Source organism: Lapidilactobacillus salsurivasis (genome assembly GCF_054785215.1).
In genome coordinates this window covers 25349-38585 of the sequence record NZ_BAAABI010000014.1, presented here as the reverse complement: position 1 = coordinate 38585, position 13237 = coordinate 25349, and the positions used below count along the sequence as shown (strand labels likewise).

Here is a 13237-nt window from a genome sequence, read left to right as displayed (position 1 = left end):
GTAATCATGGAGGAGCGCCTTTTGCTGCTTGGATAATTCGGCCTAGGTCAATTCCTTCTTCGTCGTCATAAACTTGCCCCGTTCGCCAGCTGGCAGCTCTTGCCAAACCTGCGTTAACATCGCGTTATACGGCGAAACTTTACTCTTCGTTTGCGCCAAGACCATCGGCGTGAAATTGACCGGACTGACCACGGCACTGGGGCTGACCTGCTTGCGCGTGAAATTACTGTAGATGAAATAATCGGAATTGTACATCGTCCGCTTATAACTACTAGGCAGCTGGTAACTGCTTTGGTAATCGTAAACGCTGGGGTTATGATCCCCATAAAAGACCACGGTGATTTTCCGGTCCATTTTGGAAATGGTCTTGATGAAATCTGCGGTGGCGTCATCCGTGAAGGAAAGGCCCTGAACATAGGTTTCCAGCGCTTTGTTGGCGGATTTCTTCAGCTTGCTCGTCGTGGTGTACGTGTTCTTATACTTGCTATCATAAGGCATATGATTTTGCATTGTGGATAACTGGATGAAGGTGGATTCCGGCGCCGTCTTCAAGTGCTTGAGCGTCTCCGCGTAGGCCGAAGCGTCAGAAATGTATTCGGAATCCTGGATCTTCTTCCGATAGGTCAGCCGATCGGTGGTACTTTCAGTGTTATAAAATTGGTCAAACCCTAGATCAGCAAAGGCCCGGGTCCGACTGTAAATATAAGGGGTGTAAGGGTGGATCGCGATCTTCTTCTCGAAGTCATTGAGCACCGAAGGGATGTAGGTCATCTTGGGCACGAGATAAACGTAAGGCACCGTCAAACTAGGGGCGAAATTATTCATGGACAAGCTGGTCAAGGCCTCAAACTCAATGTCAGCCGTGCCGCCGCCATAACCAAAGCTGTTGATCACCCCGCTGGCATTCTTCGCCATCAACCGCTGGATCTTCGGGATCGGATCGCGGTCGATCTCCACCGTCGGCATCCGTTCGGGATCGGCGAAGGTCTCACTGAGCACATAGATCACGGTTTGATCCTTCAGCTCATTTTTGCGCTGCTGATTCAATTGGTCTGCCTGCTTCTGATACTTGGTCAACAACTGATCGATGGCTTTCTCGGAGTAGCCTTCAGGTTCATCCATGACCTTGATCCGCGACATGCCTAAGAAGCTGAACGCCTCACCGTTGAAAAGGAAATAGGATAACGGCCGTTGCGGTGAGTTATGGTAGCCCAACGTGTCCAAGATTGTCTTGGCGGGACTGTCCTGGGCATGATAACTAAAGAAGTTGCCGTACTCTTGCGGTAAATAAACCGTGGCCGCACTCAAACCTAGGACTAAAACGCTGCTAACGATCCGCGCCGGTAATTTGAAGAGCCGTTGCTTCTTAAAGTACCGAATCAAAAAGACCAACAGCACCACAGACAGCGCGATCGCGACCACAGCGAGAACCAGGATCTTGCGATCGATCATTTTCATCAGGGCGGGCAAATTGGTCAAATTGACCAATTCGATCGGCAAAATCGGTTCCTTACGGTCGATCATCTTCAGGAAGTTAGCCAGCGTAAACGTGCCAAAAATCAACGTGTACACTGCCAAAGGGACCATTGGTCGGTTGATCAGCATCTGCAAGATCAAGAAGAAACCGAACAGTAGCACCCAATTCAACAGGATGATCAATGGTCGCTCACCGGCGCTGTACATCAGGTTGAAGGAACTCTTATCGATCCCCACATAATTCGAGAGGGTCATCAGCCCATTCAAGAGCCCGGCCATGAAGGCCCCCGCGGCCAGATTGACCCGCCGCGACTGCCACCCGCGAGCATGCCAACCTTGACTGACCTGCTCCACAAGAAATTGCACCAAGCCCCCGGCCAACAGGATAACGACCGCATAACCAGCCAGATTGCCCAGCAAATTGGCCCCCCCCTGCTTTGCCCGAGATCGGCCAATGGAAGGTGATGATATTTTGCAATAAGCCCAAATAATTGGTGGCAATGATCAACCCGCTTAGCCGCAATAAGCCCCGCAAGTCACAGGTCAGCTCGCCCCGTTCCATGATCAAGACCAGCCAAGCCAGCAAAACCATGATCAACGGTTGCGCGACAACATCGAGACTGCCATAAGCCAATTGGAACCGATTGACCCCGGTCAACAACAGCACCGCCGTGAACAGCCCGGTCCCCAACGTCAAATAGGCCAGTAGTCGATCAGGATGTGCTTGGCGCTTGAGCCAATCATAGAAGATCGCTGCATAAATAACCACAACCAACCAGTTTTGCCCCCAAGGCTGATTGGCCCAACCGATAAAATAATTGGCGTAAGTGGCCAGCATCACGAAGATCCCGCCACCGATGACCAACCCCGTTTCATTGGCCAAGCTCAAACGCCGCAAACCACGGAATAGCGTTGGTCCTAAGGCAAACAGCACTAGTAAAGCGAAGATGATCGGCAAACTATTATGAATAAATGGCAGATAATTAGCAAACAGCTTTTTCGACGGCACCGGTAAGAAGTTCATCCCAAAGGTCGCGGCGGTGATCAAACCGAAATAGAGATAACTTGAGCTTAGAAAGGCCGCGCCATGTTGTACCCGTTTTTCCGCCGATCGCCGCAAGAAACTCAAGGTCAGAAAAACCAACCCATAGAGAAATAGCGGCTGAAAACTGTGTAGTACCAACATGATCAGATTGCGCAATGAGAAAGTCCCTAAATATTCCCAACTGCGAAAGCGCTGCGCTTGTCCCAACGCATACACGAAAGCGGCCACCAACCAGACTGATTTATTCTTAAGAAACGACTTGATTGCACTCATCTTCCCGACTCCATCTATCCAAAATCAATTTTAATTAGAATCTCATTTAACTAAAGAGCAAGTATATCATAAAATTAGGCCTTTTTGCGGGGAAAGTGTCTTTTTCCACAAGTTCATCTGCGATTGATATCTAGTCCTTCGCATAAAATCACACGCAAATGCCCGAAAAATGACGGCATGAAAAAACAGGAGCCCAAGTCAATGACTTGAGATCCTGTACTCTGATTTGAAGGCGCACCCTTAACGGGGTAGCCGCGCAATTGGCTGGACATTGGCCTGATCAGCCCTAATAAGTTGAGGCTTGGGCCTTGATCAACCGCAGACCAGTGGCGGTCACGCGGAACAAACCAACGTTCACCTTTTGGCCATAGACCTCAGCCACTAATTTACTGAAGTCTGCGTGTGCTTTCGGCACCGCGATGTAATCATACTGCTGGATCATCGCCTTGAAGCCGGCGGGATCCATGGGAAATTTCTGTTTATTGACAACTTGATCAGTAAAATAATAATAGCGCCCGACATAACCGGCATAATAGTTGACCACCACCCAGGGATCCGGATAAATAAGCAGGAAATTATCCTTGGTCAGTTTCGTGCGCGGCTGTGCGATCTTCGTTAACTGAACAGGGATCGTGGACTGACCGGTTGCCTTGATGTGGTCAAGTTCATTGACCTCGCCCAGCATCATCATGACCGACAAAGCCAACAAACTAAAGCTCAGCGGTTTATACGCCCGCGCGGCTATTCCAGAATTGGTTGGCCGGGACCGTCGCCGCGGCGGCGTAGACGGTTCCTGGTCTGTTTCCCGGTTTCCCCGGTCGCACATCACATCATCGATGACCGCGGCTAGGCCCATTGCGGCCACGAAGAGACTCAAGACCACGGCACTGGCCAAATAACGGGCCAGGCCAGCCAGGTTGAGCGCCTCGATCGGTGGCATGGAAACGAGATACATGCCCAACACACTCAGCGCGTACAAGAAGTAGCCGAGATCGATCACGATCAATAATTTGAGTAAGGGATTCCGATGTTTCCCCAGGTAGCGGACCAAGATCCAAGCAAGCAAGAGACTGACACTGACCAAGATCATCCCCCGGGCGGCCAAAGTAGTCGGATCGGCCAAGACATGGAAGAACTTCGCGGCGATCTTGTTCAAAGTCCCGTCGTTTTCACGATGCAGCCGCTGGAGATAGGCTTGAAAATCAATCTGATGTTTGGTGGAACTGGTGAAAGTCAGCTTCACATGACGCTGCCACCACAGAAATGGCAATACCCCGGAAACAACAGCCGCGCCAAACGCCAACAAATCTAGCAGATGCTGCTGCCCACCTTGACCACGCAAACGTTTAAGATTGAGATACAGCCCATAACCGACCAAGACGACCACGAAAAAAGTGCCCGAGTTTTTGATCAGCAACAAGTTTGCGCTAAACAAGGCCAAGATCACCCATTGCCAGCGAGGCTGCTCCCGATGGGCATATAAAGCGGCCAGTCCAGCCGCCGTTACGATCGGCAAAACATAATCCACCAGCAGATTGTTGAACCGGATCGTGGTATTGAACACATTGGCCAACGAAATCGCAAAGCAGAGGACCATGGTCGTCAACGCCCGCGAGCGGTCACGCAAGACCGCAAATAATGCGTATGACGCACTCCAGATCATGCTGAACTGCGCCACTAAGATCACGCCATCGTGATAGCCGATCAGCGTCGCCCATTCCGTCATCCACAAAGCGGTCGCCGGCGGATATGAGGTGAACGCAATGATTTTATCAGTCGCGCCTGGTAAATGCCCGGTGTAAGTCAGGAACTTGGCGATCAAGGCCCAGTGCGAATAATTATCATAATGAAGCACAGGACTGTGCAACAAAATAACCGCGATCACCACGCCGAAGACGACCATCCACAAGTCAAACAAATGAACATCTTTCGAAAAGAGCTTGATCTTGTGCAGCAAGGCCAACGGAAGTAAGACCACCGTCGCCAAAACCCCCAAGCCCACTACCAGATAAATGCCCAAACGCAAATGATCCAGCATGGCAAAGATGTAAATCGTCACCACTTGCGCCAACAGCGCCACGATCCATGATGCATAGAAATCAACGCCGCCCAAGCGGAACAGCCATTGATAACCGACCCAAGCCCCTAGGATCGCCACCAGTCCTAACCAATTCAACACGCTCACCTCATCTTCTTGATACCTATCAGTGCCCCAGATCTTTGCTCAGCGCCATTGGCTCTGCCCCCACCAAACTGGTGCGTGCCCGGAAGATCCAACCGTCCAACCAAAGAATGCCCACGATCAGATCGTGGGAAACGAGCCGCCAACAGACTGACCCGGTTCAATCACGTTGCCGCTCTTTAAAAATATAGTTCTTCTGCAAATAGTAACTTAAGAGGAACAACCCCAGATCGACGATCATTTTTGCTAAGACAGAGGTAAACTCGCCATGACCTGGGAGCAGGGTGGTAAAACCACTGGTCAGGATCCCTGAGAGCAACATCTGCCCCAGAAACAGCGCCCCATATTTGAGCAGGGTCTGCTGGCCCGCGTTATCGAAGACGATCCGATGATTCAGCGCGTAATTGACCACCGCCGACAATAAGCGGGCGCCGATCGTGGCAACCATGATGCCCCTGAAGCTCCGATTGCCCAGCCACGCGGAGATCAGCGCAAAAAGACTAATATCCACCACGAAGGAAATCAACCCACTGGCGGAGAATTTCAGAAAACGAGAATAAATCGAGATCGAGTCCCGGATCACCCGGAAATGGGAAGAAGCGTTGCCGTCCAAATAAATCGTAGGAATGGGTTGTTCCCGCAGCACGATCCCAAATTCACGCGCCCGTAACAACATATCGAATTCAAACTCAAAGCGTTGTCCCGGAAAATCAACCAGCTCCCGAACATAATCGATGGGAATGACCCGTAACCCCGTTTGCGTATCGGAGACCGGGATCCGAGTCAGTAGCCGCACGATCCCATTGGTCAAGACATTGCCAAAGCGGCTGCGGAACGGGATCTCTTGCGTGAATTGGCGGGTACCCAAGATCAAATCATGGGGAAACTGCCCAAACATTTTCAAGCAATCCAGTAAGGCTGTCACGGTATGTTGACCATCCGCGTCCAAAGTCGCAATGCCCTGTGGTTGCGGTTTTTGGGCCAGAAAATATTGAAAGGCCGTTTTTAAAGCCGCACCCTTGCCCTGATTCTGTTCGTGATGTAACACAACGACCTGACGTTCAGCCATTGCCTCGATTTGATCGAAAATCGCTGAACTGGCACTGCCATCATCGACGACAACGATTCTTTTCGTTAATTGATCTAACTGTAATAATTGCTGAAGTAACGTCAACAAACGCTGATCCGGATCCAGTGCCGGGATCACGATGCCCACAAAAGGTAATGTGCGTAGCTCGGTTTGCTCAACATCAAATTGTGTGGTGGTCTTCTCCATGTTATGAACTCCTCCAATATGCTTAACGCAGGCTAATCTTAGCCGACTTTGCCAAACGTGCACATTGTCCTATTATACGCATAAACCAGCTAAAAAGGAACAGGAATAAAAGGCGCCTTCTCCCCGATCCAATGTTAAAAAAATCAAATAAACTTAGCAACCGCTGCCCCAGCTCGCCCTATTTTGCCGCCTGATCCTTGGCAATGACCGCATCAACCGCCTGGGTCAGGGCCGTTTCGAACCCACCAGCTTGTAACGCCAACACCCCCGCGATCGTTGTGCCGCCAGGTGAAGCGACCGCATCGATCAACGACCAAGGTGCCTGGTCCGCTTGCTGGATCATCTGGGCGCTACCAACGGTCATTTGACTAACGATCGCCAGTGCCTGCGCCTTCGTCAAGCCATATTTGACCCCAGCGTGGGCCAAAGCGTCCATGAACAAATACGCAAAAGCCGGTGCACTTCCTGCCAGCGCCACAAACGTACTGAAATCGGCCTCGGGTAGAGCCAGCGTTGTCCCGATCCCCGCAAAGAGTTGCGTGACCGCAGGCAAAACCGTCGCCTGCGCAGCCTGGTTTGCGGCCAATGCGGTCAGTCCAGCGCCGATCTGCACGTTCAAATTGGGCATCACCCGGACCAATGGGATCTGGTCGCCCACTATAGCCGCCAGATCCGCCAAACTAACGCCGGATAACAGGGACAAGACGGGCCGTTGTTGCTGCTGCAATCGTGGTACTAGCGGCGCCAGCACCGCCGAGGCCTGACTCGGCTTGACTGCCAAGATCACCAAGTCGGCCGCCGCAACCACCGCCTTGATTATCTGCTTTGTCCTGCAGCCCGTGTGCTTGCGCGAAAGGCTGATAATGTTCCGGATGAGCGCTGTGGATCAGAATTTCGTCTGGCGTCAAGATGCCTTGACCGAGCAAACCTAAAATAATCGCTTGAGCCATGTGTCCAGCCCCAATAAATCCAAGTTTCAAAAACGAGCCCGCCTTTCTGGGTCGACTTGAACGATCGCCGGTTAGTTCTTCGCCGACTTGACCAATTTCAGGCTATACTGTTTTCCTGCCGTAATGTCATATTGCAATAGCTGGTAATCATGGAAAATCTCGCGTTGTTTCTTCGTTAATTCGGGATAACCTAAGAGGTTGCCCATTTGGTCGACAAATTGGGTGCCGTAAACCGCGCTGGTATCCGAATTGGCCGTCTTCTCCCATTGGGCAGGTAACTGCTGCTGCACATCCGTCAATAAAGCGATGATCGGATCGACTTTCGCATTGGCCTGTTCAAAAGCCAGGGCGATGAAGTCGTTGGTGCCGACATAATTGGTGTGCTTGGTCAATTTGCTGACCGCGCCATGCTCGCGAGCGTACTTATTAGCATAAACGAAATAATCAGTCGCGTGCATCTGAACTTGATTGGAACTGTTATACAATCCGGCCAAATGATCGCCATAGAACACCCAGATCACGGGCTTGGCCAACTGATCCAGTTGCTTTTGGAATTTTTTCACGGCGGCGTCGGTATAGGCCAGCCCTTGCGTATAATGCTCGATCGCCGTCTTGTTCGCTTTGGTGAAGCCGGTGCCTGAGACCACGTAATCGTGATCGGGGTAATAATCCGGGGTAAAAGGCATGTGATTCTGGATACTGATCAAATTGATGAACTGCCCGTTTTGCTGCGCTTTGATTTGCCGCAGGGCATTATCATAGGCAGTCTCGTCAGATAAGTATGGTGAGGTGCCGATCTTCTTCTGGTCGTAGATCTGATATTGACTGCCGAGAAAAGCGAACTTGTTGAAGCCGAATTTCTGATAGACAGCCTTGCGATTGTAGAATCCACCTTGGTAAGGATGCAGGGCCGAGGCATAACCGAAATAGTCGCCGATCGAAGGCGCACTAGGCAACCCAGTCACCAGTTGGGTGAAGGGCGTGCGCATGGTCGCGTCGAAATTACCCATGGAGATCCCGGTCAAGGACATGTACTCCATATCAGCCGTGCCGCCGCCATAACCAAAGCTCATCATTTGACCACCTGTAGCGGTCTGCTTCAAGCGCTCAATCGTTGGGATCGGGTCGCGATTCAACTTCAGGCCAGTGATCCGCCGCGGATCGGAGAAACTTTCCGAGAGATTGAAGAGGAAGGTTTGATCGCTGACATTGTTGGTCCGGGTCTGATTGAGTGCCGCCGCGCGCTGCTGGTACTTCTTGATCAGGGCCTTGATCGTCGCCTGTGAGTAATCTTTCGGCGTGGTCATCACCTTGATATCCATTTGATTCAAATAGGTCAAAAGGGGGCCATTGTTTTGGGCGTGCATCAGAAGATTCATCGACTGCGTATCCCCACCCATGGTTTGGACCAAGGCCAGCCCTAACGAATTGGGATGATGCAATTGCGTCAGCGAGAACAAGAAGCTGCCGGCCACCACCAATTTCACCACGCGCACACGCCAGTTCTGGTGGGCGCTAGTGGAGCGATGTTCGATCAGGATCATCACCCCGATCAGACCCACGATTACCAAAATAATGGCGATAAATGTCCCTTGTCCGATCATTTCGATCAAAGACGAGAACGACTTCAACTCCGCCAGGTCCGCCGGAATGATCGGTTCATTGCGGCTTTTGATTTTCAGAACATTGGCGATCGTGAACAAAATGTCGCAACTGGCAACTGTTAAAAGGGACAACCAATAACGGTTGGTCAGGCTTAAGAGCACCCAATAAACCGCCAGCAACAAAACCGTGCCCATGACCATTTGGGGGAAATTGCTGATCAACGTTTTGGCTAGGACACTGTCATTGGGACGGACAATGTTCTCGACGGTCCGCCAAGAACGGTTCATCGCCAAAGTCGAACCCGTTTGGACCACGTACAAAATCACCCCAGCCAACACCGGCCGCTGGAGTTTGTGCCAAAGTTGGGGCAACCACTGCCGGTAATGATGGGTCAACGCAGTCAACCCTGAAGCGAGATCGACCAAGCCATGCGTTTCGCTCCACTGCCACAGCTGATGCCGCTGCAGTAACCAAGCCAACACGAAACAACCCAGCAAGAGGGCCAATGTAATGATCAGCGCCGCCACCGGGACCCAAAGCGCGTGAAACAACGGACTGAGCCAGTCCCGCATGCCCGTGAATAACTGCCAGGAAAATTTCGCATAGGCAGAACTTCCCAGGCCCAACATGGCGATCAAGACCGCCAGTTTGCCAGTGCGGTGCCATAGACGTGCCCCGAACCCGGCCGCGCCTGGTTGGGCAGCCACTGCCGGGCGCAACCGGAACCACTGTTGCAGCACCTGCGCCAGAACTAAAGCCGTGATCAGCGTCAGCGGCGACAAGGGGGCCAGCCAACGTTTGGTCACCAAGTTAGGGTCAAAGCCCCGTGTTGGATTGATCCAAGCAGCGACTAACACCAACAAGTAAGCCACTCCGACGCCGCCTAGCCACCACCATAGTTTGGTGAACAGCCGCGGCCGTTGTCGCAACACCTCGCTTAAAAGGCCCAGCACCAGAATGGCCGTCCACGACGTCAAAATCGTGCCGAACCCCCAAAGATCGCGCCCAGCGACAACCGGCAAACAAAGTACGGCGCCTAGGATCCAAGTGACCTGCAGTGAGCCGGCGATTTTTCGAAAATAGGGTTGGACTAGGCTGTACAGCAACAACCCCGTGATAAACGGAAATTGGTTGCGACTGATCAGAAATAGCTGGTCGTACAAGTTGGTCCACGTGAAGCTGACCTGACTGGCTACCGCGCCAAACAGCAGAAGCAGGCCACCTGCCCAAAGGAGCCACCAACCTCGCAGACTATCCCGTAAGTAAAGTGACGGTCCCGTGGTCAAGACCCACAGCAGTGCCCAGATCCAGCCGATCGTCAAGGCGTATTTCAAGGTCGTGCCTGCCAACCACCCCAAGGTTATCGTGGTTTGATTCAAATGATAAACATAAACACCAGACGGACCAAAGCCGATAAAATAAAACACCGTCAGTCCGACCAAGATCAAGCTGGTCCAAATCGCTCGTGAAATTTTTTTGCTTTGCAAAGTGATCCCTACCTATATTTTCTTCATGATAAATTGCAGCGACTAATGGCCTAGCAGATTACGGTGCGCGGTTTGACGACTACGCCAGTACCGCCAACCCCACCAAGCTAAGACCAGCAACAGACTGAGCAGTGATACCCAAAGTCCCCGCCGTAATCCTGGCACCTGATAAGTCAAAGTGATTCGGTGTCGGCCGGGCTTGAGCTTCAAGGCGATGAAGGTCCCCAAGCCTGTTTGTAACGGCACCGTTTGACCATCCACCTGTGCCTGCCAGCCCTTGACAGTGGGAATCGTAGTCAAGAAGTTCGGCTGGGCCGCCGTGGTCGTGATCGTTCCTACTACCTTGGTATCCGAGAACTCACTGAGTTGCCACTGCCGTTGTTGCAGCCGTTGCCAACCCTGGGCGAAAACGTTCGCTTCAAAGCGCGCCAAGTCCAGCGCCCGATAATTCAACTGATCGGTTTTCAACTTGATTTTGATCGTGATCCGCCCGTTGACCGGTTTGACGCCTAAAACCAGTGGCTGCACCGCCACCGGGAAGAAATCAATTTTCTTCCCATTAACGTAAAAATCACTGACACTAGGTCGGAAATGCTGGTCGACGGACAAATAATAACTCGTTTCGGCCGGCAGCCCCTGATAACTGGTGGTCAAACTGGCAGCCGCCCCTGCCCGCTCCTTGGTCAAGGTGGTCACCCCAGACGCCGTGGTCGCGGTCAGATTCCGCAGCCGCAACGAACTACGCTTGAGCAGACTTAAAGGCTGCTCCTGACTCCCCGTCAATTCTTGGAACAAGCGATTCTGATTGGCCAAAGGGGCACTGGCTGTCGTTGTGGGTAAGGCAGCGATGCCCGCCGCCGCAAAGCCTAAGCCCAAGGCCTGGTCGTTGCGATAAGTGACCCGGGTGCCGTTCTTGGCGATGATCGGCTCACTGGTCAAATCAGTCCGCACCCCATAATAATCCACACCTGTTTTTGACTGTGACTGAGTTTGCGGATCGTCAATGAAATAACGGATCCCCAAGAGCGCGTCTGTCAGCTTGGTCCCATTGGTGTAGGCCACGGTATAGCCGAAGCCAGGTAGCCCTAATTTTTGATAAAATTCCGGGACGACAGCCGCAATATTCGAGGTGTACAACGACGCGCCATGATAGCTATGTTGATAGGCATCGCCGCGGTCGTGGGCCCGCATGAAATTCTTGTCGATCCGATAAAACTGGGTCTGATTGCCAGCGTCGGCCTTGATCTGGTCGATCTCATCGCCCAACTCGGTCGCGTACTGGCGATAAACCGTGCCACTATCCGTGTGCACCGTCCGTTGGATCAGCACCATATTCAGGCCCAGATCCAGACAGGTCAACACCAGTATCCCCGCGTAGGCCCAAGTTGGTTGGCGTTTTTGGAGCCAGAACAACAATGCGACCCCGGCCAAGAGCACGCATAAGCCCCAGGCCAAGCGTGTGGCCGAAATGGCGCTAAAGTTGTGCCGCCGCCAGAAGAAATACCCAGTGTAAACGACCCCAAGCCCCACCAACGTGAATCCTTGCCAGCGTGTCAGTGGCTCTAGACCCGCCTGCCAAGCCCGAGCCGCGACGAAAAGGAGCCAAAATGATAAGAGATAAGCAAACCGATACGGGAAACTGATCGGCGGTTGGAACCCATGCCAAAGCAAATAGATCGGTTCAAACATCAAGCCGCTGCCTAGCAGCAAGGTCAGCCCCAAGGTGATCAGCTTCTCCCGCCACCCGATCCGCTGATTCAAGAAGAATAGAATAAACAGCAACAACGCAAAAGTCCCGATAAATAAGTTGGGATAATGATTGGAATTATTTCCCACCACAAACTTCGAGAAGAATTGCCATGAGCCCAATCGCTCCGTGGACAAATGCGTCTCGGTCAGCTTAAACTTACCACCGGTCAAATTCTGCCACGTGGGAATCAGCACAAAGGCGGCCAATCCGCCAGCTAGGATCGAGGCGCCCACGAAATTAACGATCACCCGCAATTTTCGCTGGATTTTAGCCCAATCCAACAAGCCGAAATACAGGAACATCAACACCGAGAAAATACACAGCATGAAGCCCATGTAATAGTTGGTGATCAGTGCGGCTGCCAGCCAGAACAGGTAAGTCAGCGGCGAACCGTCCCACGTCAGCCGCCGCAACCCCCAAACGATCAGCGGCAAGCAGATCAACGCATCCAACCAGAGCAAATGCAGATAGTAGACCACCACAAAGCCCATCAAGCTGTATGCCACCGCTAAGGACCACAATTGCAGCGCCTGCAATTGCGGGTAACAACGCCGTGCCATGTAAGTGAAGGCCAGACTAGCACTCCCCAATTTCAGCATGATCACCACGTATAACCCCAAGGGCAACTGCGCCTGGGGGAACAGCAATAAGATCAAATTAAAGGGACTCAGCAAATAGTAAGCCCAATCGCCGGCCATGCTGCCACCTAACCCGCTGGAAAACGAATAGCCGATCGTCGCCTGCCCTTGCCAAACCTTCCGATAATAGGCAAACAGCGATAAATATTGCTGACTCAGATCATTTGATAGAATCGAACCACCGAGAAAGGCATTTTGCCCACTGAGTGCCGTCGCAATGAAGTAAAGCAACATCGTCAAGCCAAAAGCGCCGAACATCAGCCGAGTCGTTTGCCGCCGCTCGCCTGCTGACTGCCGTTGTTGAAACTGATTTGTTCGTAACATCCGATCTACTCCCAACTTCTCTTCTTTCTCAAGATTAGCACAACTTCCGCCAACAACCAACGCTTTTTGCTACTGAGAGACTGGCAAAAGGGAAAAATACCAACGAAATTCAGATCACCGGCTCAACGCCACCAAAAAAACGCCGACTTGCGCAGTCGGCGTTTTGACTAGTTCTGGGTTTCCACTCATTTCTGATCGAGCGTGGGCTTGGTTGGTGTTTCTTTAGTCGCG

At 52.1% G+C, this 13237-nt stretch carries 6 protein-coding genes and 1 pseudogene; all 7 read right to left on the bottom strand.

Annotated features, from left to right (window positions below; genetic code table 11):
- Positions 1-42: 42 nt before the first annotated feature.
- A complete protein-coding gene (locus ACYVSB_RS12080; RefSeq protein WP_461219594.1) occupies positions 43-1122 on the bottom strand; it encodes an LTA synthase family protein in 1080 nt (359 codons plus the stop codon).
- Between the two features lie 577 nt (positions 1123-1699).
- Complete coding sequence (locus ACYVSB_RS12075) at positions 1700-2794, bottom strand: hypothetical protein (RefSeq protein WP_461219582.1); 1095 nt, start codon at positions 2792-2794, stop codon at positions 1700-1702.
- Between the two features lie 286 nt (positions 2795-3080).
- Positions 3081-4973, bottom strand: a complete 1893-nt coding sequence (locus ACYVSB_RS12070) for an ABC transporter permease (RefSeq protein WP_461219581.1) — start codon at positions 4971-4973, stop codon at positions 3081-3083.
- A gap of 163 nt (positions 4974-5136) precedes the next feature.
- Complete coding sequence (locus tag ACYVSB_RS12065; protein ID WP_461219580.1) at positions 5137-6252, bottom strand: glycosyltransferase; 1116 nt, start codon at positions 6250-6252, stop codon at positions 5137-5139.
- A gap of 178 nt (positions 6253-6430) precedes the next feature.
- Positions 6431-7232: pseudogene (proC, locus tag ACYVSB_RS12060) on the bottom strand (pyrroline-5-carboxylate reductase).
- A 41-nt stretch (positions 7233-7273) separates the two neighbouring features.
- Positions 7274-10294 carry an LTA synthase family protein gene (locus ACYVSB_RS12055; protein WP_461219579.1) on the bottom strand — a complete coding sequence of 1007 codons (3021 nt, stop codon included), beginning with the start codon at positions 10292-10294 and terminating at the stop codon, positions 7274-7276.
- Between the two features lie 42 nt (positions 10295-10336).
- Positions 10337-13006, bottom strand: coding sequence for a YfhO family protein (locus ACYVSB_RS12050; protein ID WP_461219578.1), 2670 nt, complete (start codon positions 13004-13006; stop codon positions 10337-10339).
- Positions 13007-13237 lie beyond the last annotated feature (231 nt).

What these genes read in the sequence shown, in the direction of transcription:
- ACYVSB_RS12080 (WP_461219594.1), bottom strand. Translation starts at nt 1,122, where the DNA reads ATGGATGAACCTGAAGGCTACTCCGAGAAAGCCATCGATCAGTTGTTG.
- ACYVSB_RS12075 (WP_461219582.1), bottom strand. Translation starts at nt 2,794, where the DNA reads ATGAGTGCAATCAAGTCGTTTCTTAAGAATAAATCAGTCTGGTTGGTG.
- ACYVSB_RS12065 (WP_461219580.1), bottom strand. Translation starts at nt 6,252, where the DNA reads ATGGAGAAGACCACCACACAATTTGATGTTGAGCAAACCGAGCTACGC.
- ACYVSB_RS12050 (WP_461219578.1), bottom strand. Translation starts at nt 13,006, where the DNA reads ATGTTACGAACAAATCAGTTTCAACAACGGCAGTCAGCAGGCGAGCGG.